This is a genomic window from Chitinophaga pollutisoli (genome assembly GCF_038396755.1).
In the GTDB taxonomy this organism is placed as follows: domain Bacteria; phylum Bacteroidota; class Bacteroidia; order Chitinophagales; family Chitinophagaceae; genus Chitinophaga; species Chitinophaga pollutisoli.
Window position 1 is genome coordinate 356,860 of the sequence record NZ_CP149822.1, and the last position, 25,552, is coordinate 382,411.

Below are 25,552 nucleotides of genomic sequence, written 5' to 3' on the forward strand. Positions count from 1 at the left end.
AAGGGATAAAAGGCGCATTATTTCGCCTGTGCGGTCATGAACGTCCATTTTACTTTGGGGCCGTAGCCGAAGGGCTTCCCGGCGGCCGGTTTCTCCATGCTGCCTTTGCCGTTGGCGGCTTTAAGGAGCACCCTGGTAAATTGCCCCCGCTCGAAATCGAATGTATTGCCGTCGTCGTCGTACAGGAGGAAATCGCCTGGAGCGCTGCCGTATACGCGCACTTCGAGCGGCAGCACTTCCCCTGGTTTCGGGGCTTGCCTGCGCGGGGGGATCATGGGGATAAGGCCGCCGTCGCGGATGAATAGCGGAATGCGGTCAAGACGCGCTTTTACAGTGATCACACCATCTTCCCCAGCCAGTTCACCGGTATAGAAATCATACCATTTACCTTTCGGGAGATACACTTTACGGCTGGAGTCGCCCGCGAAGAAAGGCGCCACGATCATATTGTCGCCCATCATGTACTGATCCTTCAATTCAGAACGGGTTTTAGCTTCGTAGGGATTCAATGTGGCGTCGAGTTTGCCGCCATTCACCTGCGGAGTGAACGCAAAGCCGTCGATCAGGTTCATAGAGCGGAAAGGCGGTTTTCCTTCAAACCGGTATTGCGCGAAAGTGGAATAGAGATAAGGCAGCAGCTGCATGCGGAGCATCGCTACCTCCTGCACGGCGGTTTCCACTTCCGGGAACGACCAGGGCTTGGTGCCGTCGGCCCAGGCGTTGAGCATGGCCATGGGCGAAAAGCAAACGGACTGCATCCTTCTCACCCACTCTTCCGCGGATTTGGAAGCGCGCACTTCCGGTGTCCAGAGCACGCCGATGAAGCTGCTGTTGACCAGCGCCGTGATAAAATCCGGGTGAGAATAATAATCGTTGTAGATGACATATGGGAAGCGGCTGGCGCCGGCGTTGGAAGCGCGCACCAGTCCGTACGTCCGCCTGTTTTGCTCCCGGAACCATTCGTCGGTCATCTGTTGCATGGCGATGCCATAGATCTGGCGCATTTGTTCTGCCGAGGTGCCGGAGGGGAAGGTGGCCACGTCGGGCCAGAGCCATTTGTCGTAGCCGTCGTTTTCATCCATTTTATAACCGCTCACGCCCAGTGCGATGTGGTTTTTCAGGAAGTGTTCGCGGAAGAGGGCTTTGGCTTCCGGCAGCGTGAAATCCGCCACGAGCCCGTTCCATACGGTATGACTGCCTGAAAGCGATTTAAGCGGTGCATACAGGCTGCTTTTGGGCGATACGTAGGGATTCAGCCAGAGGTTGGCCTTCACGCCCATGTTTGCCAGGTTGATGATGAAGCCTTTCGGGTCGGGGAAGCGGTTGGGATCCCATTCAAAAGTGCAGGGGTAGGCCATGGAATGCCAGCCTGGTTCGACGCCGATGAAATCAAGGGGGAAATTGTGCCCTTCAAATTCTTTCGCTTCCCGCACGATATCCTGCTGGCTGTATAAGGTGGGAACGCGCTGCGTAAACCCGAGCCCCCATTTGGGCGGGAGGTAACCGCCGCCGTTGAAAAGGTTATACCGTTGCACGGCGTTCATGGCCGTGGGGCCGGCGAAGATATAAACTTCTGCGCCTGCCGCGGGTACCAGCATTTCCACGGCATCTGAATAGGGTTGCGATTCCCACTGCTTGTTGCCGTTGCGGTCGTGGAGAACGGGTGGGTTCTTCGTGTCGGTCCGCACAGCGGTGCCGGCATACACGGTGATATACCGCGCAGCGTCTACCAGCACGCCATATCCGCGGGAAGAGATGTACAAGGGAACCGGTGCGTGGGTGCGGCCGTCGTCTTTTCCGCCGTAGTGGTCTACATGCAGCTGGCTCACGCGGCCGCGTTGGTTTACGGTTTTGAAGTTTAGGCCCAGCCCGAAGAGCTGTTCATTTTTTTCCAGGGGGAAGCGCAGGTATACTTTGCCGTCGGCCAGTTTCACCGATATGTCGTTGCGATCGAGGGGGAACCGGGCGGAAGGGAGTTTTCCGAGCGCGGCGCTGTCGGGCTTTGCGGCGGCAATGTTCAGTAAGGTAACTTTCTCCGGGGTGCCCGCGGTGCCTTTCCAGACGCCGGGCATGACTTCGCGCCATTGCAGTTGGGCGCTGAGCGAAGTGTACTGGCATAACAAAGCACACAGCAGCGGCAATGTAAATCTGATGTTCATAATCGTGGTAATTGGACGAGAAGATAGCCAGATAATCCGGGTTTGCCACGCTGCGGTGAAGATTCAGCCAGAGACGGTGAAAATAACAGTTATCGTTTTACTGTAGTGGAGTTGACGGGCGCCGTTTCTTTGGGGTTCACCTGGTAACAGAGCACTTCGCCGTTCCGGAGCACTTCCACGATGCGGTAACCGTAATAAGGCTTGCCCCAACTCCCGCCGAGGTGACCATCGAAGAAGTAGTGCTTGCCGTTTTTCTCTTTCATGCCGTCTTCCGCATGGTCATGCCCGTGAAAAACCGCCCGCAGGTTGGTTTGCGCGGAGAACATCTCCACCAGTTCGGGGCAGTCGATGCCGTGTTCGGTCCATTTCACGGGTGTGATGTGCTGGATCACGAAAAGGTTTTTGGCGTTGCGGTGTTTGGCGAGATGCTCGCGGGTCCAGCCGAGGTCCGGACAAACATATTTGCCTTTGATATCCGCGGTATTGAGTATGAGGAAAGCGTTGTCTCCCTGTTGAAAATCGTAATGCCAGCGGGTGCCGAAAACTTTCTCCCATTCGGATTCGTCGATCATATCGTGGTTACCGTGGGAGACATGGTATTTCATGGAGAGTTGGTCCCACGCGGCTTTAGCGGGATGGATAAATTTGGGATCGTTGTGAAATACATCGCCGTTGATGACGGTAAAATCGAGCCCCCTGCCGGATGCTTCCTTATTGAGCAGGGCCACCATGTTGCTATGGTGTTCAGCGAAAGTGGTGTCCGGCTGGCCATAGTGCCCGTCGGACGCGAGGGCGAAGCGGAGTTTTACCTTTTTACGCGGCGGCAGAACGAAGCTCCCGGGCGCGAAGGATTGCAGGGCGGAACCGGCGCCGATCAGGACGATGCTTTTCAGCGAAAGCCCGATAAATTCTCTGCGGTTGATCATAAACGTGCGTATTTAACACAACCAAGATAATAGAAAAATAGAACGAAAAAAATAATTGGATCGCAGAAAATTTTCGCGCAAAAAATTCTTATATAATTGGAAGCTAAAACTGTTTAGTTATGAATTCTGCTTTCACGATCGCTGACGAGCCGATGAATAAAATGCACTTCCAGTTGTGCATTTATAATCGGTCGGAATTAAGTTCAGAATTGGTCACTATTACAAATGGCGCATGAACGGGACATGTCCGGGTGGCAAACTGTATGCTGAAAACGAAAGGATCAATTTCGTTGCTAAAACATTTAAAAACATTGAACGCGGAAACGCAACTTTCAACAATGGAGAAGAACAAAATAAGCTCGCATCAGCCGAAAAATGTAATTGTGCTGACAGGCGATCTGTCCCCAACCCCCAAAGCAGGCATGCAGTTAACCAAATCGTTACTTTGGATAATTGCCGGTGTCATATTGCTGTATGCGCTGCTTTGCCTGAACCATGGATGTAACCAAAACCCTGCGCCCGATTTACCTAGCGCAACTGCTGCTACGCACCATTATAGGCTAATCAGCAATTTTATATTATACCAGTTGGAAACCTAGCGGGATCGACAGGGTTCAGGTTACACTTTTACCAACTGCTCCAGCTGGCGGCGGTAATCGTATTGGAGATCTTCATGTTGCGCATCGATGAGCTTGTCGATCTTGCGCAACTGCTGGGCGTAAAGATTGCCGAGCTGCACGCTTTGCCGCAGCAAGTCCCCTGCCCGGCGGAGTCGCTTGCAGAAATAAAGCAGCAATTCCACCTCCACCGTCTTGGATTGTGTAAACCGGATGTGCTTGTTCGTGACCCGGAGAATCTTGCGGACCGTCTTTTTCGCCAGGTACGCCTGCGTGGTGCCCATCCCGTCGAACTCCGCGTCGATATAAGCTTTCACCTGGTCGAGGTACGTTTCGGGGTAAGAAGCGTCGAACAACAGGTAGCTGAGCAGCTCCTTGTTCTCCTTCCTGAATTTAGCCAGCCGGAGGCAAATCTCCACCAGCTCGGCATGCGGCAACGACAGCATTTCTTTCTTCAGCTCATTGACCGTCACCGGTTTTATTTCCGCGGTATTCTTCTTCTTCATAAGGTGGGAAGCGGCGGCTATTCGGTATAAAAGTCGATCAGGGAACCAAAATAAGCATCCCGCCAGCCTTCCACGATATCGTCGTACGCTTCGTCGGGAATATTGGAATGGCGAAGCTCCGCCGATGTGCCTTTTTTATGCGGATGCAGGATGATCGTTACGATGGAGGCGGGCTCTTGTTCGCCGAAGTACCATTCCTGCACCAGCTTCCTGCCCTCCTCGAATTCGATATTGCGGCCGGCGATACTGCCATCCCACAACGAAAACTCAGAGCCGGGCTCCGTGCTCATCTCCGCCTTATCGCCCGTCCACAACCGGATGGTGGCCTCACGGGTCAGCGCCTGGTACACTTCTTCCGGCGGCGCGGGAATCACGAAATGTTGCTTGAAATCTTTCATGTTGCGGAGATTATTTAGTCTTCTATCAGCTTGATGCCGGTTTTGGTCAACTCGATTTTCTGTTGCTTGTACAGCGCGCCTACCGTCATTTTAAACGTCTTCTTGCTCATCCCGAAGAAATCACGGATCTCATCCGGATCGGATTTATCGTGGTATGGCAGATAACCGTCGTTCTCCCGGAGCAGGCGCAACATGCGGGAGGCCTCGTCTTCCACCCGGTTGTACCCCGACTGTCCGGGCGCCACATCCACCTTTCCGTCTTCCTTCACGGCTTTTACAAACCCTTGGAGGCGGTCGCCGATGTCGAGTGGGCGAAACACGTCGGAGTAATGCAACACGCCGGTATGGCGGTTATTGATGATGGTAATGAACCCGATGTCTGACCGGCGATAAATCACCAGTTCTACCGGGTCTTTTTCCTGCACGGTAAGCGGGTCATTACTGAGGTAAGCATCGATTTTTTCGGTGGCGGCCACGCGGTTGGTGAGTTCGTCGAGGTAGATCATGACAAGATAATCCTGCCCTTTCACCATTTTGGATACCTGGCGCGACAGCGGCACGAAGAGGTCTTTGGCCAGTCCCCAGTCGAGGAATGCGCCCTGGTGGGTGGTGTCCACCACTTTTAGGGAAACAATATCGCCCACCACGCCTTTCGGCTTGTCGGTGGTAGCGATGAGCCTGTTTTCGGAATCATGGTAGAGAAACACGGTAAGCTCGTCGCCCGGGCGGGTGCCGTCGGGAACATAGCGTTTGGGCAGGAGGATTTCCGTATCCCCGCCACCGTCGAGGTACACCCCGAAATCTGTTTCTTTTTTGACTTTCAGCTGATTATATTCGCCGACTTTGTACATATTATATTGAAATTCGGCGGTAAAGGTACGATAAAAATAACGGGGACCCGCCGGATGCGGAATTTCAAAAAAGATCGATAAATTACCGTAACAATCCACGGAGTATGAAAGACACGCTCACCCTTCCCGTCAAGGGCCTGCCCGCCATCCCTGCCTGGCTCGCCGCCCCTTTCCGCATGCTGGAACCGGCACGTAACAGGCTGCTGCTCATTGTTTTCTGCGGATGCTTCAGTTTTCTGTTCATGTGCCTGTTCACGCCCTTTAACATGAACCAATGGTACAACGGCGGCCCCATAGGCGTAACAGGCGTATTCGCCGCCTTTTCCGGCAGCGGCATCGCCGCCCTGGGAATCTCCCAATTCCTGTTGCGGAAGTGGATGATCAAAAAGCCCCTCCGGCACTGGCAATTTCTGGCCTGGTTCTTTGGCGAAACGGTATTGGTAGCCGGCATTGTCAATATCGTTAATGTATCCCTCCACGATTACCTCTCATTCACCTGGTACGAATACTGGGAAACTTATAAATATGGCTTCGGCGTGCTGGCGCTCCCCTATTCCATCGCCCTTCTCTGGTTCCAGAGCCGCGTTTCCGCCAACCAGCTCAAAACCATCGGACACCAGCCGGCTGTGGCCGGCGATACGGTAAAAGAGCACCTCATCATCCGGGATGAATACGACAAATTAGCCCTGAGCCTCCCGCCTTCGAGCCTGCTGATGGTGAAGGCGGAAGACAATTACGTGCAGGTTTTTTACCGGAACGGCACCGGGGTGAAGAAAGAACTGGTACGCTCTTCCCTCAAAAAACTGGAACCCCAGCTCGCCGGGCACGGTGTGGCGAGGTCGCACCGCTCGTATATGGTTAATGTATCCAACGTATTGTTATTCAAGAAAAACGCGAAAGGCCACTACCTTTTAATTGAAGGGATGGATGATCACCCGGTCCCGGTTTCGGCGAGTTATCTGCCCCAGTTCCAGCAGAAATTCACCCCGGACCCCTGATTTTCACCCCGCAAACACACCCTTCACCCCGAAACAGCCTTGTACAGGCAAGCGGTGCATGGTAAATGCATAATATCGCCTTTACCATCCCAACCAAAATTACTCGCCCATGTACAAACTGATGCTACTGTTCACGATAGCCATGCTGTCCGCATGGTCGCTCCATGCCCAACACGTGCTGTCGGGCAAGGTGCGGAACAGCCAGACGGGGGAAACGGTGCCAGCGGTATCCGTAAAAGCCCGCAACACGCCTTATGGCGACTATACCAATGACCAGGGGAATTTCCGGTTCACACTCCGCGCTCCCCTACCCGTAACCCTCGTTTTCTCCTCCGTGGGTTACGCCACCAAAGAGGTGACCGTCAGTAGTGCGGGCGCCATAACCGTTTCCCTCGATCCCTCCTCGATCCTCGGCACCGAAGTCGTCGTTTCCGCCAGCCGCAACATCCAGCGGAAAATCGAATCACCTGTCACCATCGAGCGGATCGACAACAAAGATGTCATCAATTCCCCCCAGCCGAGCTATTATTCCATGCTCCAGGGCCTCAAAGGGGTAGACATCACCACATCTTCCCTCACCTTCACCACCATCACCACCCGCGGCTTCAACACCAGCGGCAACACCAATTTCACCCAGGTGGTCGACGGGATGGACAACCAGGCTCCCGGGCTCAACTTCCCGCTAGGCGCCGCCATCGGCCTCACCGAACTGGATGTCGACAACCTGGAACTGCTCTCCGGCGCGTCATCGGCGCTATATGGCTCCAGGGGTCTGAACGGCACGCTGGTTATGACCGGGAAAGACCCGTTCAAGTACCAGGGCGTCAGCTTCCAGATCACGCAGGGCGTGAACCACGTCCGTAAAGGCAGAGGCAACGACCCCATGGGCGCGTCGCCTTATTACGACTGGACCCTTCGCTGGGGACAGAAAGTGAACGACCGGCTGGCGTTTAAAATCAATGCGCAATATACTCGCGCCAAAGACTGGCTGGCGGCGGATACCAGCAACACAAACGGGCCCGGATCCAAATACACGGACCCCAATTACAACGGCGTCAACTCTTACGGCAGCAAAACTTCGGTTGACATCAACCCTTTCCTCGAAGCCATTAAAGCGATGGACCCTTCCACCGCGCCCATCGTGGACCCGCTGCTCGCCAATCCTGCCAATTACGTTTCCCGCACCGGTTACCCGGAATACGGCTATCTCAGCAACGACGCCAAGATGCTCAAATTCAACGCGGAAGTACGATACAATATCAAACCCGGCCTTCAGGCCATCGTTTCCGGCACCTACGGCGGCGGAACGGCGGTGTACAGCAACGACACGCGTTATGCGCTCGATGGGTTCAAGCTGGCGCAATACCGTGCGGAACTGCGGGCGGAGCACTGGTTCGTAAGAGCCTACACCACCCGCGAGAACTCCGGCAATACGATCATCGCCAGCCCCACCGCCCAGCTCCTCAACGAAGCCTGGAAACCCAGCTACGACGGCAATACGGGCGACGGCTGGTACCCACAATACACCGTTGGGCTGATTACGGCGCTCGCAGGCGGACAGTCGCTCACCGACGCCCATTTATCCGCCCGGGCCGTGGCCGACCAGGGACGCCCATTGGCTGGCAGCGATCACTTCAACCGGCTGCGCGACAGTATTTCCGGCATCCCGACCTCCAAAGGGGGCACACTTTTCCTCGACCGCAGCAAGCTCTACAACGCCGAATTCCAGTATAATTTCACCCGGTTCGTGCAATTCGCGGAAGTGATCGCCGGGTTGAATTACCGGATGTACAACCTCGATTCCAAAGGAACGTTGTTCCCCGACCATGACGGCGCCATCCATGTGGCGGAATACAGCGCCTTCGCGCATTTTTCGAAGAAATTGATCCACAACAAACTGAAACTGGGGGCGGCCTTCCGGCTCGACAAAAACACGTTGTTCGAAAAGCCCAGGACCACTTCCCGTTTGTCGGCCGTATTGGAAACCATGAAAGAGCATTTCCTGCGGTTCTCTTATCAGAACGCCTACAGTTTCCCGTCGAATATCCAGTCGCTGCAGAGCACGCTGGTGGATTACAACTCGTATGCGTCCGGGGGCTCGGCGCGCTTGCTGTACGGAGAATATCAATTCGATAAATACCAGCCATACACACTCGAAAGCGTGAATAAATACCGGCAAACGGAAGACGCTTCGGTGCTGGAGAAGTTTGAGCCCAAAGACATCAAGCCGCAGTCAGTGGATGCGTTTGAACTGGGGTATTCCGCCCTGGTGGCCAAATGCGTGTTGATCGACGTGCTCGGGTATTATTCCACCTGGAAGAATTTCATCGGCTATGTGAATGTGGCGCATACGCCGGGCTCCACGGATGTGGAAGATTTCAAGGACCGGAGCAAATACATCGCTTACAACATCGCTTTTAACGGCGCGCAAAAGGTGAACACCTACGGTTACGCCGCCAGTGTGAGCGTGGATCTTTCCCGGAATTTCCTGGCAAAAGTTAATTTTTCGTCTGATTTCCTGAAAAACAGGAACAACAGCCAAATTAACAACTTCAACACACCCAACTGGAAAGTGAACATGGAATTCGGCAATACCGGCCTGGGGAAGAAACAGCTGTTTTCCTTCAACACCAGCCTCCGTTACCGGCCTTCGTATTTCTATTCCATCGGGTTTGCGAGCGGAACGATCGATGCCAATGTAGTGCTGGATGCGCAGGTAAGTTATAAATTGCCGAAAGTGAAAAGCAGGATCAAACTGGGCGGCACGAACCTCACGAACAAATACTACTACACCGGCTTCGGAAGCCCCGGCATTGGCGGGGTGTATTATATCACATACGCTTATAACGTATTCTAAAAAACCATCGACATGAAATATTCCATTCCCCTGCTCGCACTGGCTTTGGCAGCCGGATGCAGCGCCCCGGAAAAGCAACCGGCCGACGGCTACAAGCAAACGCTCGTGTTCGGCCCCGGCGAAGAAACGAAAATCACGGAAGCCTTCCTCACGCTGACCGACAGCAGCGCGATCGAGCTGAAAGCCGGTACGTACAAATTCAACAACCTTAGCCTGGTGCAGCTTAAGCACATCCGCATCAGTGGCGCCGGGCCCGACAAAACGATCCTCGACTTCTCCACCCAGACGCAGGGTGGCGAAGGCATCCGGGTGGCGGAAGTGAAAGGGTTTACCATCAACGGCATGACCATCCGCGAATCCAAAGGCGACCTGTTGAAAGTGAATAAAAGCGAAGACGTCGTGATCCGCGACGTTCACGCCATCTGGCAGGTGGCGGACTCCACCAGCGGCGGGTACGGCATTTATCCCGTATTGTGCAGCAACGTGCTGGTCGAAAACTGTTACGCGCAGGGCGCATCTGATGCAGGCATCTACGTAGGCCAATCCAACAAGGCGATCGTCAGGAAGAGCAAGGCTTTTAAAAATGTAGCCGGTTGCGAGATCGAGAACACTACCAACGCGGAAGTCTATGACAACGAATTCTACGGCAATACGGCCGGCTTCCTTGTATTCGACCTGCCCGACCTGTCGCAGCGCGGCGGACAGATAAAAGCGTACAACAACTACATCCACGACAACAACGAACGCAATTTCGCCAAGTCGGGCAGTTTCGGCACCACCTGGGGTGTAGGGAACGCGGCGCCGGGATGCGGTGTGATCATCCAGGCCACGTCAGACGTGGAGATTTATAACAACCGGATCATCAACAATAATTCCGCGGCTATCGCGATGGTATCCGGATTTTTCGTGGATGCGAAAGCGGGTGAGAAAGTCAACGCGAGTTACTTCCCTGTATCGCAGAATATCTTTATCCACGACAACACTATCGAGATGGCGGACGCCTTCCCTGAACCCGTTTACCACCATCATACCGGACAAGTGCTGGTAGCGATTGAAAAAGCCCTTGGGAAACGGATCCCTCCCATCGTGTACGACGGAATCTCCACCAACGTCATCACGCAGGAGCAAAAAATCAACCCGGATTCCATCTGCATCCGGCAAACCGGCGATAACCTGTTCGTGAATGCCGACGGGCTCAACATCGGCACCGCGAAGTGGAAACCGGGTACCGATATACAACCTTTCATCTGTAAATGATATTGACGCTCATGAGAATTGTGATTGCACTGGCATGGATCGGAATGTTCGCGATGGGCTGTTCCCAGCCCGCAAAGCGCCCGGCGGCGGGATTTCATGACAAGCTTTCGGATTACGGCTTCTTTACCGGGGCCCTGAAGGATTTGTCGCCCGCCGCGCGGGTGCACCTGTATGAACTGGCGACGCCGCTCTTCAGTGATTATACCGTAAAAAAACGCTTCATCGCGCTCCCGGAAGGCAGCACGATGCGGTATACCGACAGCAGCGCCCTCGATTTCCCCGACGGCACTTACCTGATCAAGAATTTCGCGTACCGCGACAGCACCGGGAGGGAAATACTGCTCGAAACACGGCTGCTGCATAAGGATGTGGCCGACGGAAAGTGGAAAGTGATGAATTACAAATGGAATGCGGAGCAAACAGAAGCGGAGAAGTGGATCACCGGCGCGCAGGTGCCCATCACCCTCACCGACGACGCCGGCCAGCGCATCTCCACCCATTACCAGATTCCCAACACTAACGACTGCAAGCGCTGCCACGCCTCTGCCGGCACGCTGATTCCTATCGGCCCGAAGGCCCGGAACCTCAATTACCACGGCCAGCTGGAAAAATGGGCCACAGCAGGTATCCTGCAAGGGATGCCGGAAATCGGGAAGGTGGCGAAATTCCCTGTGTGGAACGACAGTGCGCACTATACCATCAACGAACGCGCCCGCGCCTACCTCGACGTGAACTGCGCCCACTGCCATACCAAAGGCGGCGACGCCGATAATACCGGCCTGTTCCTCGAATATGGCCAGGAAGCACCATCGCGGCTGGGCATCCTGAAAGGACCGGTTTCTGCAGGAAACGGGGCCGGCGGCATGGATTACGACGTGGTTCCTGGAGATCCGGCGGCTTCCATCCTGCATTTCCGGATGAACAGCTCCGAACCCGGCACAGCAATGCCGGAACTCGCGCGGACCATCACCCATCGCGAAGGCGTGGACCTGATCGCGGCATGGATTCGTCAACTCCCGAAAACACCTTAATCAACTTACATCCCTAGCCAACTCGGGGGCGTCCGCTTGCGGGCGCCTTTGATTTTTCAATGATTGGCCATCCAAATGTCCCAGGCAAAGCGCAGGAGTGTGACAAAAACCACAAAAAGGAAGAACACCCTGACGAAGGCATTCCCTTTCAGGAGGGCCAGCCGGGTGCCGAAAAAGGCGCCAGCCATATTGCAGGCGGCCATGGGCAAAGCGAATTGGTAGAGGATATGCCCCGTACTGCCAAAATAGACGATCGCGGCGAGGTTGGTGGCCAGGTTGATGAGTTTTGCGCTGGCCGATGCATGAATGAAATCGTAACCTAAAAAAGCGATAAAAATGAGGATGAGGAAAGTACCTGTTCCAGGTCCGATCAGCCCGTCGTAAAAGCCGATGATAAAACCGCATAACAAGCCAAGGAAAAGCTGCATACCCCGGCTATGGTCAGTATCGCGGGGTTGGCCGAAGTTCTTGTTGACGTAGGTATAACCCGCTACGATGAGCAGCACGAAGAATATGATGGGCTTGATAACGCGGTTGTCGATCAGGGAAACGCAAAACGCACCCAGGAAAGCGCCCCCGAAGGCTAGCAGGGCCACCAGGGAAAGCAGTCGCCAGTCGAGCCGTACCTGCCGGGAATAGCGCCATGCGGCAAAGGCGGTGCCGGAGATGGAGGGAATCTTGGTGGTGCCTAGCAGCGTGGCCACCGGGTATTGCGGCAGGATGATCATGATGGCCGGGGTCTGGAGCAATCCCCCTCCCCCAACGATCGCATCAATAAATCCCGCGAAAAACGACACCAGGCATAATAAAACCGTTTCCACCAACATGGCTGCGAAATTATAAAAAAAGCGCCTGCGGCATGTGCTGCAGGCGCTTTTTTATGTAAAACAGAAGCCTATTTCTCGGGAACCAGCGCCGCCTTAAAGTAGTTGGCGTTAGAAAGGTACGTATCAGCAGCGGCTTTCACGCTCGCTTCCGTTACCTGTTTGAGGCGCTCTTCGGTGTTCAGGACGGAAGTAGGATCTTCGCCATTCTTGAACTTGCCGGAGAGGTAGCTCAGCCAGAAGTTGTTTTCGCGCATATTCAGTTCCAGCGAACGGCGGTATTCCGCCTTGAACTTGGTGATATCGTCTGCCGTAGCACCGGTCTTCTTGATCTTTTCGATCTCGTCGAGCACGGCGTTCACCAGTTTGTCTACATTCGCGGGAGCGCAGCTGAAAGAAACCGACAGGCTGTAATTGCCGTAAGGATATTTCTCGAAGCCGACCCCAACGTTCGGGCTGTATACGCCGCCTTCCTTTTCGCGGAGGCGCTCCAGCACCTTGAACTCCAGGATATCGCTCAGGGCGCTCAGCTGGATATTGTTCTCAGGGGCGTAGTTATAGCTGTTGTAGAAGAACATTTTCACGGAAGCCTTGTCTTCAATCCCTTTCTTCACGATCCGCTCGTTCTTGCCGCTACGCGGGCGAACGCCGCGGTCTACAAACTTCTCCGCTTTGTTGTTGGCCGGAAGGCCGCCGAGGTAGGTTTCCAGCAACGGTGTGATGGCAGCCACGTCGAAGTTGCCCACGAAAACGAAAGTCTGCCCGCTGGCGTCAGCGAAACGGTTTTTATAGAATTCGAAAGAACGGTCGAGGCTGATGTTGTTCAGTTCGGCCATGGTGGGCTTCTTCTCGCGCAGGTGATTGGAAGTCAGCACTGCGGTCACCGTATCATTGAATACGTTTTCCGGGCTGTCGTCCGCATTTTGCAGGTAGATGCCATATTCCTCGATGTTCTTTTTGAACACCACCGGATCTTTCCGGGGATTGGTGGCATATGCGTACACCAGTTGCAGCGCGGTTTCCAGGTCTTTCGGGGAAGCGCTGCCGCCGAAGCCCTGGTACAGTTCGTTCAAATAGGAAGACGCGCTGGCGGTAGTACCTGCCAGGAGCCTGCGCAGGGAAGGATTATCGAAGTCACCGATGCCATCGCCGGGGATGTTGCCGGCGTAGTTTACGGCCATGAAATCTTTATCCTCCGCCAGTGAAACGCCGCCCTGCGCGTAGGAAGTGAACAGGATCTGGTCGTTCTTGAAATCGGTAGGCTTCAGGTAGATCACCACGCCATTGGAGAGCGTAAGTTTGGTAACGCCAATGCTTTCGATCTTTTCCGTGTTGGTAACTTTACCGGCCAGGGGCTTTTTGTCCAGCAGCGGCTTGTTCACTTTATTGTCTTCGTAAGGTTTAAGGCCTTTGCCCGCATCGCGGATAGCCGCCAGTAGCTGGTCGGTCGTGGGCAGGGAGGCTTTCTCCTTCTCAGGCGCCTGAACAACGATGCTCAGGTTTTCTTTGCCGAGCATCTTCTTTACCGTGGCGTTTACTTCTTCCACCGTGATTTCGTTCAGGAATTTCTTCGTGATATCGTAGCGGAAATCCGGGCTTACGATCGGCGCGCCGTACATGAAGTTCTTCAGGTAAGCTTGTACGAAAATATTGGAAGCGATCTTGTCCTTTTCGCGGTTGGCTTTTTCGTTAGCGGCTTCGGATTGCTTTTTCACCACCTCCAGTTCCGAAGCGGTAAACCCGAATTGCGCCGCCCGCTCAAACTCAGCCATAACGCCAGCCAGGCCAGCGGCCAGTTCTCCCCGTTCTTCGTAACGGCCAAAACGGTCGCTGCTTCGATGCCGGGTACCAGGCCGTCCTGGTATTGACCGTAGGCAGCCTGTCCGTCCACGAAAGGCGCGGTGCCTTTCTGCTTCAGCTCGCTGATACGCGCGCCCAACATCGCGTTGGCCATGCTGATCACCATGTTGCGGCGAAGGTCTTCCGTGGTCTGGCTGCCTTTGTGGCGCTGGCGGATGAAGGCCATGGCCACGTTGTAGGGAAATTCCTTGTCGGTCACGATCTTCACGAGCGGCTCCTTATGATCGGGCAGGTCGTAAGTATTGTGAGGCTTGGGTTTAGCGGGATTGGTCAGCTTACCGAAGTTGTCTTTGATCAGGCTTTCCACGGCCGCCACGTCGAAATCGCCCACGGCGATCACCGCCTGGAGGTTCGGGCGGTACCAGTCGCGGTAGAAATTGCGGATTTCTTCATGTTTGAAATTCCGCAGGATATCGAGCTTCCCGATGGGGATACGCTCGGCGTAACGGGAACCATGCAGCAACACGGGCAGCAGCTCCTTCTGGATACGGCTTTGCGCATTCATGCCGCGCTGGCGGTCTTCTTCGATGATCACCCCGCGCTCGCCGTCGATATCGGGCCCCAGCATGCTGATGTGCCCCGCCCAGTTCGCCAGGATCTTGAAACCGTTTTTAAACAGTTCCGCACTGTCGGTAGGGATAGGCAGCTGGTACACCGTTTGGTCGAAAGACGTATAAGCGTTGAGGTCCGCTCCGAACTTCACACCGGCTTTCTGCAGGTAGTTGATAAGTTCATTCTTGGGGAAATCCTTCGTACCGTTAAACGCCATGTGCTCGGTGAAGTGCGCAAGGCCTTGCTGGGCGTCGGTTTCCATAAGCGATCCCGCTTTCAGCGCCATGTACAGCACGGCGCGGTTGCGGGGTTCTGCGTTTTTACGGATGTAATAGGTTAGACCGTTGCTCAGCTTCCCGATTTTCACTTCGGGATCTGCCGGAATCTTCTGGCCTGCTGCTACGGCCGAAGTGCTGCCGCCGGATACCGACTTCTGAGCGTAAACAGGGCTCTCGGTCAGAGAAATGACGCTTGCAGCTGCAAGCGTCATCAACAAAAACTTTCGTTTCATAAACAGTGATTGGTTTAGATTTATGCGATTACTCGGTTTTCCTATAAGTCAGGCAATTTACTGACATTCCGTGATTCCGGAACACGGAATCCGGGTAACCGGCAAAAATCGCAGGTCGGGCTGCTACTCAAGGAAATTTGACAAGCCCGGCCTTATAAAGCCGCTGATGCGCCTTATAAAATGCCTCCACTGGGTTCTTGAACACCTTCCGGTCGTAAGTCATCAAACCGTTGGTTTCAATCTCCACGTCGGTGGTCTGGGTATACACCGCGGCAGATAATCCATGCTGGATAAGGCTTTCCATCTTCGCCATATAGCTGTCGTAACGGGCGAAAAGCTCCCCTGCGGTCTTGAAAGTCTGGTAACCCCAGTTGTCTTTCTGCTGCCAAACGTGACCGTCTACCGGCAAACCGAGCCCGCCGAACTCACCGAGTACGAGAATCTGCTTCTCTCCGAAATAAACGGGATCGGGCATCAGCGGCTCAGGATAATTATGCAGGTCGATCATGTGGCCGGTTTGCTCAAAGTTGCCGCCGCTGGCGCTGTTTACCAGCCGCGAAGGGTCTTTGGCCATCGTCCACTCGGTAATTTCCTTCGTTTTGAACTGGCCCCAGGCTTCATTAAAAGGAACCCATACAACGATGGAAGGCACATTATGCAACACGTCCATGATCACGTTCCATTCCTTGCGATAGTAGCCTTCGGATTCGGGCGTGCGGTCTTTGTCCGTCTGCTTTCCCCAGATGCCGGGGCGCATTTCCCAACGGTTGCCGAGGTCGCCGCTGGGCATGTCCTGCCAAACCAAGATTCCGAGCTTGTCGCAATGATAATACCAACGCGCGGGCTCTACCTTGATATGTTTGCGGATCATGTTGAAGCCCATTTCCTTCGTCTTTTCCACGTCGAATTTGAGCGCGGCGTCGGAAGGTGCGGTATATAAACCGTCGGGCCACCAGCCCTGGTCGAGCGGGCCGTAATGGAACAGGAATTTATTGTTCAGCATCATACGCTGAATGCCAGCCTGGTCTTTCGCCACGCTGATCTTGCGCATCGCGAAGTAGCTTTTCACTTCATCCACTGCTTTGCCCTTGCGGACAATGCTCAATTGCAGATCGTACAGGAAGGGCTTGTCGGGCGACCACATCTCGGGCGAAGCGATCTTCAGCACGCCGGTGGCGCCGGGCTCTACTTCCGTTTCAGCCACCACGGCGCCGTCTTTCAGCGCGGTGATTTTCACCTGGTCGCCGGCGAGGGGGTTTACCACGGTAGTTTGCACGGTAAGGGTCTGCGCGTCGATGTCCGGTGTTTGTTTAACGGAAGAAAGATAGGTTCCCGGCACGGTTTCGAGCCAAACGGTTTGCCAGATGCCCGTTACAGGCGTATACCAGATGCCTTCCGGCTTGCGGACCTGCTTGCCGCGGGGTTGCGGGCCTTCGTCGGTGGGGTCCCATACTTTCACAACAATTTCCTGTTGTTTGGTTTTTTTGAGGAAGGGGGTGATATCCGCGGAGAAGGGATCAAAGCCGCCTTCGTGTTTGATGGCCAGCTGGCCATTCACGTATACTTCCGTTTGCCAGTCCACGGCGCCGAAGTGCAGGAGAACTTTTTTGCCTTTGGCATCTGCCGGGAGGGTGATTTGTTGCTGGTACCAGAGGAGCTTATCTTTCCCCACGGTTTTACCCACGCCGCTCAGTGCCGATTCGATGCAGAAAGGCACGAGGATCTTGCCGTCCCACCCTGCCGGGCGCCCGCCGTTGCGCGGGGTAATGGCGTAATTCCATAATCCGTTAAGGTTTTTCCACTGGGTGCCGCGTTCGAATTGCGGGCGGGGATATTCCTGTAGAACGTTGTCGGGCTTCAGTTCTTCGGCCCAGGGCGACATAATCTTTCCCTGTACGGGTTTCCATTCCTGGGCATTGGCCATGGAGGCGGCCAGTAACCATGCGAGCAGTTGCTTCTTCATAAAAATTCAATTAAATCTCAAAATCTGTTTTCCGGGAGAATCCGTTGAGCCATGCCGGCCATGCCGTTTTCCGGGACCAATATCCTCAACTGCATGCAGCGATAGCTGATACGGGCAAGGGGATCGTGGTGAGGCAGACGTGGTGACGCTGTTTCTGACGTGGAAGCGATGGCTTGATGGACCAAAATAGTCATTAATTTTTATATCTTTCGATTATGAAACATTTTGTTTTTTCCGCCCTGCTCCTGGGCGCTTCCACGTTTTGCGACGCACAATCCCGCAGTCTTTTCAACGGCAAAGACCTCACCGGCTGGCACATGGATGTTCCGGACCTGGAGAAGGATTCCTCGTTACGCATACCCTTCATCGTACGCAACGGGATGCTGGTAAGCCTGGGATCGCCGGGCGGGCACCTGATCACGGATGCAAAGCACCGGAACTACAGGCTGGAAGTGGAATACCGCTTCGCCGGGAAGCCCGGGAACTGCGGCGTGCTGGTACATGCGTCGGCACCGCGCGTATTGTATGGAATGTTCCCGAAATCTATGGAGGTACAGCTGATGCATAAAAATGCCGGGGATTTCTGGTGTATCGGGGAAGATATCCGGGTAGACAGCATGGAGGTGTATCGCGGGCCGGAGGCGAACTGGGGAGTGGTGGATGGAAAGGAAAGGCGCGTGCGGAACCGGACAGACGGATCGGAGAAGCCCCTGGGTGAGTGGAACCGGATGGTGGTGGAATGCCTGGGCGACAAGGTACGGGTGTGGGTGAACGGCGACCTGGTGAACGACGGCTACGGCTGTACGGTAAAGGAAGGCAGCATCGCGTTGCAGGCCGAAGGGGCGGAAGTGGAGTTCCGGAAAGTGGCGGTGACGCCGATAAAAAAGCTGACGGCGATAAAAAAATAACGAAAGGGACCGCGGGACACCGCGGTTTTTTTTGCTTTCCCGTAAGGTTTCGCCATCGCGGCGCAACTAATATCTCAAAGCATTGCAACGAATGGATGAGGCACGATTCCTTGAAGCACTTTCCGCCCATGAGGCTACCCTGCACAAGATCTGCCGGTTGTACCGCGATACGGCGGAAGACCGGGAGGATTTGTTCCAGGAGATGGTTTACCAGCTTTGGCGGGGATGGCCGAAGTTCGAAGGGCGGAGCGCACCTGGCACCTGGATATACCGGGTTGCATTGAGCACGGCGCTGGTACAATTCCGCAAGCGGAGGCCGAAGGTCGAATACCGGCAGGAATTGCCGGAAGTAGCGGCTCCTGGAAACGACGACCGTTTACCGGAGATGCTGGCGGTATTGTCTCCCGCGGAAAAGGCCATTATGGTGTTGTGGCTGGAAGGGTTGAGCTATGCGGAGATAGCTGGGGTGATGGGGATTTCGGAAAGCAGTGCGGGCGCGCGCCTGTCAAGGGCGCGTCAAAAAATCAGGCAACGTTTTAAAACATAAACATATGGACCCACTACAAGAAGCCTGGCAGAAAATGCCAGCCGCGCGCACCTCCCCTGCCGGGCTGCGCGAGATGATCCAGCGGCATCCTGCGCGCCGGGGGATGCGCAGACAGATGATATTTGAAATCCTTTCCCTGACGGTATTTCTGCTGGTGTATTATGACTTTTTCGACGGGGCGCGGCGCCCGGCAAGCGCCAATGCATGGCTGGTGGCGGCTGTGGCGTTGGTGATCTTACACAATGTGACAGGCTACTTCTTCAGCCGGAGGGTGTTGGCAGGTAATCATCTGCAGGAGATGGTAAAGGGATATTTATCGGGCATGCGGCGGTTTGCAGTGGTATCCGTGGCGGCACGCGTGGGGATGGTGGTGTGCATGTTATTGTTTTTCTGTTCCGGCCTGGCGATGACGGACTGGAAGATGGCAATGTTGATGATAATCGGCGTGATAGCTGCCGCGCAGATGGTTTGGCTGGGTATCATCTGGCGCAATCGCATACGGGATATTGGTTCCTCGTTGGATGAATAGTCGGCAGGTATGCTGGCAACCCTGAGGATGTTGACAGCGTGTACATCCGGGGAAAAATCACAGTTTGCCTAACCGTTCCAGCTGGTTTCCGGGCAGTCCGGAAGTTGAAGACAGCTTGTTCTTACAAGTGAAAACTAGTTTTGTCTAGCGGTTTCAGCTGATTTCGGTGCAGCCAGGAAGTTGAGGACTGCATGTACTTCCGGATGTTCCGGGTACATAGTTGTAAGTTTTCTTCTTCCGGAATATGCAATTAAAAAGATAAAAAAAACTCCCCGCCGTCAGGAATACCGGTACAACGGGGAGTAAAAGAAAAACGGACTTACAATCAACGTCTGAAACATTTTCCAATGAGATGAAAAATGAATAGCCTGCCATATGAAATGAAGTAATTGCCAGAAAATGCACCTGAAAATACTACATGGCACTTGCGAATGGTAGCCTTACTTCGCTCAATGCCCTTACTGACTTAGCCTCCTGTAGACACAGGCAGGCAAATGCTCCAGATCTAATCTAGTTTACATGTCACTGTATGCATATTTCCGGAGCGTATGTTTGTGAAAACTAAAATGATCCGGTGCGAAATCGTATAAAAAAACGACGGAAAATTTTCAACTGCCCGAATGTCGGAGAAAGCGGGGATAACAGCCGTTAAAAACTTGTTAAGTGAAGCCAGTGTGGCAGGGATTTCCGGGCGAACAAACAGGAAGTCAACAAACGGGAATAATTATTCGGACGCGGCCGCTAAAAAGACCCTCCGGTCGAAAACAACAACGCAATGTCGCCGGAAGCCCCCGTCAGCCAGGTACCGCCATGTACGCCATCTTCCCCATAAAGCGCCATGGCACGAAGCATCCTGGCATACGCCCCGCCCGTGAGCACCAGGTGAAACGCTTTCTCGTCGGTGGTCGACAGTCCTTCATCTTCATTACCCTTCCGCATTTCCAGCGTGTACCCGTTCCCTTGTACAAACGGCAGTTCATCCAGCCGGAGCACCGTCCGCACGCCGTCCGCCAGTTCCTGCACCGCCTTGCACAGCAGATCCGCCTCGGAAGGATCAAACCGGCTGATCCGCACCAGCCGCTCAGGACCGGCATATGTTAACGCACCGTTTCCACGGATGCCTGTCAGGTAATCCAGTTGCATCCTTCAAGATTAAGGTATTTTTCCTTTTTTCCCAAACTCCGGCGCCATTGCTCCGCCCCGATTCCCAGGCATCCGCCGTTGTCCGGAATCCTGAAATGCAATAAATTACGGTAAAACCATTCTGTATGAATCCCAGGACACGGGTGCAGTGGCGGCAATTGTTCCAAATCATCGTTATCTGGTCGGTGATCGGAATGCTGATCGCCCTGTACGACCATCTCGTTTTGCAGACCTCCGGCTCCGCGGGGCCCGCAGCGGATTACTCGCTATCCCGGTCCCTGCTCGTGAATGCCGCGGCCGGGCTCATGGGCGCCTTGCTCGGGGGCAGTTTCCTCGTCTTTTTCGTCAACGAGCGGTTCCGCGATAAATCTTATGCCTACACGATCCTCACGGTCACCATTTCCTTTGTGGCGGTCATCTTCATCGTGGGACAAATCCTTACCCTCATTGAGCCGCCCGACATGGCGCGCATGATGAAAAACGGGCTCATCTGGGCGCTCGTGGTGGGCATCACGCAATTATTCCTGCAGATCAACAGTAAATTTGGACCGGGCGTTTTCCGTGATATCCTTCGCGGAAAATACAACACGCCCCGCGAAGAGCAGCGCATCTTCATGTTCCTCGACATCAACGCCTCCACCACCATCGCCGAAATGCTGGGCGACAAACGGTATCACGCTTTCCTGAAAGATTTCTTTACCGACATTACGAACCCCATTCTCGAAAACCGGGGGAAATTTACCAATACGTGGGTGATGAAGTTATCATCGCCTGGCGGTACCGCGACGGCTTCGCGGAAAGCAATTGTGTGCAGTGTTTCTTCGACATCAAATACCGCATCCGCGCCCTGCGGGAAAAATACCTGGAGCGCTACGGTGTCTTCCCGGAATTCAAAGCGGGCATACATTGCGGGCCGGTAGTGGCGGGAGAAGTGGGGATTATCAAACGTGACATCACCTATTCCGGCGACGTCCTCAATACCACATCCCGCATCCAGGGGATGTGCAAACTGTTCAACGAAGAAGTGATCGCATCGGCCGATTTAGTATCGGAATTGCGGCTGGGAGAAGATTTCATGGCCCAAACCCTGGGCTCCATCAAACTGCGGGGGAAGGAAAAAGAAATGGCCCTTCTCGCGCTCAAACCGTTGCGGCTGGCGTAAGAAAGGCCATTTCCGTCGCTATTTGGATTCGGCGTAACGTTTGAAGTTATCCAGGATCGCCTGCCATCCGGCCCGCTGCATCTCGATCGGGTTGGTGCCTTCGGGATCAAAGGTTTCCACCACTTCCGTCTGGCCATTGGCTTCCGTAAAAGTGATCTGTACCTTCCGCCCGTCGCTCATCGTATAGGCAATCTGCTGGTGCGGCACAACCACATCGTAAATCCCGCCGAAGTCGAAGCTGAAGGAGCCGTCTTTCGCAGCCATGGTAGTACTGAATGCGCCGCCTTTGCGGAGATCGTTGCTGGCTTTGGGCGCGTGCCAGTCGTCGGAGGCCGCGCACCATTGCGTGATATGCTCCGGAGCGTTCCATATTTCCCAAACTTTGGCTGCGGGTTGCTGGATGGTGCTGCTGATCGTGATCGCTTGATTTGTCGTTTCCATACAATAGTCGTTAAATGGTGAATGTTTTCAGTTTTTGTTTGTGTGTGATTGACGATACAAACATACACCGCGATTTATTCACCCGGCATGTGCGAAAACGACAAAAAGAAGGGTAAATACCGACAAACCGCTTTCTCCTGAACCACGACCATCTGCAAAAAGTAAAAACCCGCGCCCCCGAAAACTTCCGGTGAAGCGCGGGCGCCATTAAACATAACCCCTTATTTCGGGTCTTCCGCCCTCGTAAAGTCGTTGAAAGAGCCATCGGTATAAGGAATCCGCCAGATGAGCCTGTTCTGTTCCGTCACCAGGGACCAGTTCTTCATTTCATCCACATATATGGGATGGAGGTCGTCTGCCCCGTATTCCACGCGCTGGCCGTAGCCGGGCGACTGGCTGCCACCGCAGGAATTGAAGCGGCGATAGTACCCCGAACCGGCGTAGAACCGGAAGGTTTTCTTCTCCGTGTCGAATACTGCGGTGCCTTTGCGGTAACCAAGGACCTGCTCGCGGCAATAGGTCGTGGTTTTGGTCCAGTAGAAATATTGTTCCGCGGTACCGTCGGCCGAGAACTTGTATCCTGTGGCGATTTCGAAAGCCTGGCCGGCGTAGGAGCCGTCGTAGTTCGAGAATTGGGTCATGGAAAAAGACCCCGCGTGCCAGTATTTCCCTACCATTTCGGCCGGAACGCTGGATTGGGGAAGATCGGCGCGGACGCCGGGCGCATCATTTTTTTGCTTCCGCAGGCCACTGCCAGGGCCAGCAAGACGGGAAAAGCGGTCCTTTTGAGGAAGGAGCGCGGATTTGGGGTGTGCATTGTGTTCATGGTTACCGTTAACAACACAAAAATACCCCGGCCAGGAGCGCCTCGGATAGCGTACAGTGCTCAATTTCGTGGGTACCATTACCTATTTGCGGGAAGACACTGCGAAAAATGCGGATTGTTGTGTATTTTCAACACATTATCAACTCAAACCAAAGAGAAAACCCATGAACAAATCCAACAGACGCAAGTTCCTGGGCACCGCGGCGGCACTTTGCGCCGGCACCGCGGCAGCCGCCATGCCTGGACAAGCCGCTGCCAAGAAGCCTCCCATGTGCCACCATGTGTTCTTCTGGCTGAAGAACCCTGGTTCGAAGGAAGACCGCGACGCGCTGATCGCCGGAGTCAAATCGCTCTCCAAAATCCCCACTGTGCGTGACCTGCGCGTAGGTGTGGTTGCCAATACGGAAGCCCGCGGCGTGGTAGATAGCACCTGGGGCGTGTCCGAGCTGATCTTTTTCGACGATCTGGCTGGCGAAGCGGCCTACCAGGTACACCCTATCCACGAGGAATTCATTAAAAAATGCAGCCACCTCTGGGAAAAGGTAATCGTGTATGATGCGATGGAAGTATAATGCTTCCCGCGTAAAATGAAAAAATCCCCTGCAGCATGGGTTGCGGGGGATTTTTCGTTGGATGGAAGACCTAGCGGATATAGCGCCCGAGGGCTTTGCCGGCCATCTCATAAGCTTCGGAAATACGTTCGCCGGTATCGAAATCGTTGTCCCAGAAGGTTCTCCCGGGCGATTTCTCCAGGGTGCCTTTGGCAGCCACCTTGCTGTGGTCCGCCGATTCCACCAGCAGGAATTCGCCGCTGATGTATGCATTCTTGCGCATAACCCCTACGTTGAACCCGGGCTCAGTGAATGAGGTATTGAAAATAAGCGTGTATTTGGCCTTGTTGGCGAACTTGAGATCGGTCACCTGGGTGAACAACTCCTCGAACTTAGGCTCGAAACGCTCCTTGCGGTCGTCGACCCAGGCTTTGGCCCAGGTATCGCCGCGGCCGGCTTCCTTCTTGTTCAGGTCTTTGACCCGGCTGCTGACATAATCGGCTTCCTTGTCGAACTTGCCGACTTTCATGTTGTTGTAGGTAAATTCGATGTTGATGTCTTTTTCGTTCTTGAGGACATCCAGGCTGCCTTCTGTAACACGGATCTTTTGGGCATTGGCTTGGGCCGCCAGCATAAGTGCGCCCGCCATGCACATTACGAAGCGTAATGATTTCATTGGTGGTGAATTTTGGAGTTAAATGATTACAAACTAATTGTAACGAAGATACAAAGAAAGACATTTCCCCCTTCAACCCGCCTGCCGCGTTAACAAAACGGCCATTCCGGCGCCTGAACCGTATTTTTCGGCACCTGAACTGGCGGTTAAACAGTCCACCATTCCTATAGGTTATTGTTTCTCATAACTTTTAGTTATGATTCATCAAGTTTATTGATTTGTCTTCCATCGGGCGGAGCGGTACTTTTGGGATGTAAACAGCAACACATGAACACGCTAACCGATCCCGCGTTTATCCGTTACAAGTACACCAGCTACCTCGTGCTGGCCGGCACCTTCCTGCTGGTGGTAGTGTTTTTACTGAAAACCGGCACCATCGGCGACGCTTCCCGTGTTTCCCCTACCGATACCACCGCAGCTGTCCTTTCATCCGCAACCCGCTGAGCCCATTACGGAGGGATCTTTACGTCTCCTTTCCCCGGCCCTCCATTTCCTGCCCCGCAAATCGTATTTTTACCGCATGTTCGATTTCAGGTTAAAAGTTTTCCATACGGTGGCCAAACGGCTGAGCTTCACCAAAGCGGCCGAAGAACTGTTTATTTCGCAGCCGGCCGTTACCAAGCACATACACGGGCTGGAGGAACAGCTGGGGCTCGCCTTATTCGAGCGCATCGGCAACCGCATCCGCCTCACCCAGGGAGGCAAACTACTGCAGCAATACGCCAGCCAGATATTCCTGCTCTACGGCAACATGGAATATGATCTTCACCAGCTGAAACAGGATTCAGGCGGCCTGCTGAACATCGGCGCCAGCTCCACCATCGCGCAGTATTACCTGCCGGGCGTTTTGGCCCGCTTCAACCAGGAGCATCCCGCCATCCGCACTTCCCTCATCAACGGCAACACCGAACAGATCGAGCAGGCGCTGCTGGATAAAGACATCGAAGTGGGCATCATCGAAGGCTATTCCCGCAATCCGCAACTCAAATACACCGAACTGGCCAAAGACGAGATCGCCCTCATCTGCAACGCCCGTTTTAAACCGCCGGGCAAAGGCCCTCTCACCACCGATGACCTCCGCAAAATTCCGCTCCTCGTGCGCGAGCACGGCTCCGGGACGCTCGAAGTCATCGTCAACGAGGTCAAAAAACTCGACCTCAAACTCACCGATCTCAACGTACTCATGCACATGGGCAGCTCCGAAGGCATCAAATCTTACCTCCGCGAAGCTCCCTGCGCCGCGTTCCTCTCCCTCCGCGCCGTACAGGCCGAACTGGATAGCGGCACCCTGAAAGTTTTGCCCGTCAAACAATTCAAACTCATCCGCAAATATCATTTCATCCACCCGCAAGGCCAGCAACACAAACTTGCCCAGCTGTTCATGAAATTCGCCCGGAAGCAATCTGACTGACAGGCACAAAAAATCCCCGGGCGTTGCGCCGCGGGGATTTCGCTTTCT

At 54.3% G+C, this 25,552-nt stretch carries 26 protein-coding genes; 13 read left to right on the forward strand and 13 right to left on the reverse strand.

What is annotated here, in order from left to right; all coding sequences use genetic code 11:
- Window positions 1-17: 17 nt before the first annotated feature.
- A complete protein-coding gene (locus WJU16_RS01445; RefSeq protein WP_341836550.1) occupies window positions 18-2,159 on the reverse strand; it encodes a TIM-barrel domain-containing protein in 2,142 nt (713 codons plus the stop codon).
- Between the two features lie 89 nt (window positions 2,160-2,248).
- Window positions 2,249-3,085 carry a metallophosphoesterase gene (locus tag WJU16_RS01450; RefSeq protein WP_341836551.1) on the reverse strand — a complete coding sequence of 279 codons (837 nt, stop codon included), beginning with the start codon at window positions 3,083-3,085 and terminating at the stop codon, window positions 2,249-2,251.
- A 263-nt stretch (window positions 3,086-3,348) separates the two neighbouring features.
- Here WJU16_RS01450 and WJU16_RS01455 point away from each other — a divergent pair, with 263 nt between their 5' ends.
- Window positions 3,349-3,684, forward strand: coding sequence for a hypothetical protein (locus tag WJU16_RS01455; protein ID WP_341836552.1), 336 nt, complete (start codon window positions 3,349-3,351; stop codon window positions 3,682-3,684).
- Between the two features lie 20 nt (window positions 3,685-3,704).
- On the opposite strand, the gene WJU16_RS01460 is transcribed toward WJU16_RS01455, so the two are convergent.
- Genes WJU16_RS01460 through WJU16_RS01470 form a run of 3 tightly spaced genes read right to left on the reverse strand, consistent with a single transcriptional unit; the run spans window position 3,705 to window position 5,457 of the window.
- Entirely contained in the window at window positions 3,705-4,208 is a 504-nt protein-coding gene (locus WJU16_RS01460; RefSeq protein WP_341836553.1) for a hypothetical protein, read from the reverse strand.
- Window positions 4,209-4,225: 17 nt separating this feature from the next.
- A complete protein-coding gene (locus WJU16_RS01465; protein ID WP_341836554.1) occupies window positions 4,226-4,606 on the reverse strand; it encodes an SRPBCC domain-containing protein in 381 nt (126 codons plus the stop codon).
- Between the two features lie 14 nt (window positions 4,607-4,620).
- The gene (locus WJU16_RS01470; protein ID WP_341836555.1) at window positions 4,621-5,457 is read right to left on the reverse strand and encodes a S1-like domain-containing RNA-binding protein; all 837 of its coding nucleotides are present in this window, start codon (window positions 5,455-5,457) and stop codon (window positions 4,621-4,623) included.
- 104 nt (window positions 5,458-5,561) lie between these two features.
- Here WJU16_RS01470 and WJU16_RS01475 point away from each other — a divergent pair, with 104 nt between their 5' ends.
- From WJU16_RS01475 to WJU16_RS01490, 4 genes are all read left to right on the forward strand, one after another.
- Complete coding sequence (locus WJU16_RS01475) at window positions 5,562-6,455, forward strand: LytTR family DNA-binding domain-containing protein (RefSeq protein WP_341836556.1); 894 nt, start codon at window positions 5,562-5,564, stop codon at window positions 6,453-6,455.
- A 109-nt stretch (window positions 6,456-6,564) separates the two neighbouring features.
- A complete protein-coding gene (locus tag WJU16_RS01480; protein WP_341836557.1) occupies window positions 6,565-9,312 on the forward strand; it encodes a carboxypeptidase-like regulatory domain-containing protein in 2,748 nt (915 codons plus the stop codon).
- A 12-nt stretch (window positions 9,313-9,324) separates the two neighbouring features.
- The gene (locus tag WJU16_RS01485; RefSeq protein ID WP_341836558.1) at window positions 9,325-10,569 is read left to right on the forward strand and encodes a parallel beta-helix domain-containing protein; all 1,245 of its coding nucleotides are present in this window, start codon (window positions 9,325-9,327) and stop codon (window positions 10,567-10,569) included.
- A gap of 11 nt (window positions 10,570-10,580) precedes the next feature.
- Window positions 10,581-11,600, forward strand: a complete 1,020-nt coding sequence (locus tag WJU16_RS01490) for an SO2930 family diheme c-type cytochrome (protein ID WP_341836559.1) — start codon at window positions 10,581-10,583, stop codon at window positions 11,598-11,600.
- Window positions 11,601-11,656: 56 nt separating this feature from the next.
- On the opposite strand, the gene WJU16_RS01495 is transcribed toward WJU16_RS01490, so the two are convergent.
- The 4 genes from WJU16_RS01495 to WJU16_RS01510 all read right to left on the reverse strand — a co-directional run bounded on the left by WJU16_RS01495 (window position 11,657) and on the right by WJU16_RS01510 (window position 17,310).
- Window positions 11,657-12,427, reverse strand: a complete 771-nt coding sequence (locus tag WJU16_RS01495) for a sulfite exporter TauE/SafE family protein (RefSeq protein WP_341836560.1) — start codon at window positions 12,425-12,427, stop codon at window positions 11,657-11,659.
- 68 nt (window positions 12,428-12,495) lie between these two features.
- A complete protein-coding gene (locus WJU16_RS01500) occupies window positions 12,496-14,196 on the reverse strand; it encodes an insulinase family protein (protein ID WP_341836561.1) in 1,701 nt (566 codons plus the stop codon).
- Window positions 14,136-15,347 (reverse strand): pitrilysin family protein, encoded by a 1,212-nt coding sequence (locus WJU16_RS01505; protein WP_341836562.1) that lies wholly within the window; start codon window positions 15,345-15,347, stop codon window positions 14,136-14,138. The genes WJU16_RS01500 and WJU16_RS01505 overlap by 61 nt, the downstream gene beginning before the upstream one ends.
- Before the next feature lie 127 nt (window positions 15,348-15,474).
- Window positions 15,475-17,310, reverse strand: a complete 1,836-nt coding sequence (locus tag WJU16_RS01510) for a sugar-binding domain-containing protein (protein ID WP_341836563.1) — start codon at window positions 17,308-17,310, stop codon at window positions 15,475-15,477.
- Window positions 17,311-17,525: 215 nt separating this feature from the next.
- Here WJU16_RS01510 and WJU16_RS01515 point away from each other — a divergent pair, with 215 nt between their 5' ends.
- The 3 genes from WJU16_RS01515 to WJU16_RS01525 all read left to right on the forward strand — a co-directional run bounded on the left by WJU16_RS01515 (window position 17,526) and on the right by WJU16_RS01525 (window position 19,294).
- Entirely contained in the window at window positions 17,526-18,218 is a 693-nt protein-coding gene (locus WJU16_RS01515) for a DUF1080 domain-containing protein (protein WP_341836564.1), read from the forward strand.
- A gap of 91 nt (window positions 18,219-18,309) precedes the next feature.
- Window positions 18,310-18,765, forward strand: coding sequence for an RNA polymerase sigma factor (locus WJU16_RS01520; RefSeq protein WP_341838637.1), 456 nt, complete (start codon window positions 18,310-18,312; stop codon window positions 18,763-18,765).
- 4 nt (window positions 18,766-18,769) lie between these two features.
- A complete protein-coding gene (locus WJU16_RS01525; protein WP_341836565.1) occupies window positions 18,770-19,294 on the forward strand; it encodes a hypothetical protein in 525 nt (174 codons plus the stop codon).
- Between the two features lie 741 nt (window positions 19,295-20,035).
- On the opposite strand, the gene WJU16_RS01530 is transcribed toward WJU16_RS01525, so the two are convergent.
- A complete protein-coding gene (locus WJU16_RS01530; RefSeq protein WP_341836566.1) occupies window positions 20,036-20,437 on the reverse strand; it encodes a hypothetical protein in 402 nt (133 codons plus the stop codon).
- A 125-nt stretch (window positions 20,438-20,562) separates the two neighbouring features.
- Here WJU16_RS01530 and WJU16_RS01535 point away from each other — a divergent pair, with 125 nt between their 5' ends.
- Both WJU16_RS01535 and WJU16_RS01540 read left to right on the forward strand, forming a co-directional pair.
- Window positions 20,563-21,357: a hypothetical protein gene (locus tag WJU16_RS01535; protein ID WP_341836567.1), complete on the forward strand. Its 795-nt coding sequence runs from the start codon at window positions 20,563-20,565 to the stop codon at window positions 21,355-21,357.
- Window positions 21,357-21,599, forward strand: coding sequence for a hypothetical protein (locus WJU16_RS01540; protein WP_341836568.1), 243 nt, complete (start codon window positions 21,357-21,359; stop codon window positions 21,597-21,599). The genes WJU16_RS01535 and WJU16_RS01540 overlap by 1 nt, the downstream gene beginning before the upstream one ends.
- A gap of 18 nt (window positions 21,600-21,617) precedes the next feature.
- Here the strand turns inward: WJU16_RS01540 and WJU16_RS01545 are convergent, their stop codons facing one another.
- Together WJU16_RS01545 and WJU16_RS01550 are read right to left on the reverse strand one after the other, a co-directional pair.
- Window positions 21,618-22,040: an SRPBCC family protein gene (locus WJU16_RS01545; RefSeq protein WP_341836569.1), complete on the reverse strand. Its 423-nt coding sequence runs from the start codon at window positions 22,038-22,040 to the stop codon at window positions 21,618-21,620.
- 221 nt (window positions 22,041-22,261) lie between these two features.
- Complete coding sequence (locus WJU16_RS01550; RefSeq protein WP_341836570.1) at window positions 22,262-22,681, reverse strand: hypothetical protein; 420 nt, start codon at window positions 22,679-22,681, stop codon at window positions 22,262-22,264.
- 349 nt (window positions 22,682-23,030) lie between these two features.
- On the opposite strand from WJU16_RS01550, the gene WJU16_RS01555 reads away from it, so the two are divergent.
- The gene (locus tag WJU16_RS01555) at window positions 23,031-23,438 is read left to right on the forward strand and encodes a Dabb family protein (protein ID WP_341836571.1); all 408 of its coding nucleotides are present in this window, start codon (window positions 23,031-23,033) and stop codon (window positions 23,436-23,438) included.
- 70 nt (window positions 23,439-23,508) lie between these two features.
- Here WJU16_RS01555 and WJU16_RS01560 read toward each other — a convergent pair whose 3' ends face one another.
- Entirely contained in the window at window positions 23,509-24,093 is a 585-nt protein-coding gene (locus tag WJU16_RS01560) for a hypothetical protein (RefSeq protein WP_341836572.1), read from the reverse strand.
- Window positions 24,094-24,360: 267 nt separating this feature from the next.
- Here WJU16_RS01560 and WJU16_RS01565 point away from each other — a divergent pair, with 267 nt between their 5' ends.
- Both WJU16_RS01565 and WJU16_RS01570 read left to right on the forward strand, forming a co-directional pair.
- Window positions 24,361-24,537, forward strand: a complete 177-nt coding sequence (locus WJU16_RS01565; RefSeq protein ID WP_341836573.1) for a hypothetical protein — start codon at window positions 24,361-24,363, stop codon at window positions 24,535-24,537.
- Window positions 24,538-24,613: 76 nt separating this feature from the next.
- Window positions 24,614-25,504, forward strand: a complete 891-nt coding sequence (locus tag WJU16_RS01570) for a LysR family transcriptional regulator (protein ID WP_341836574.1) — start codon at window positions 24,614-24,616, stop codon at window positions 25,502-25,504.
- Window positions 25,505-25,552: the final 48 nt, after the last annotated feature.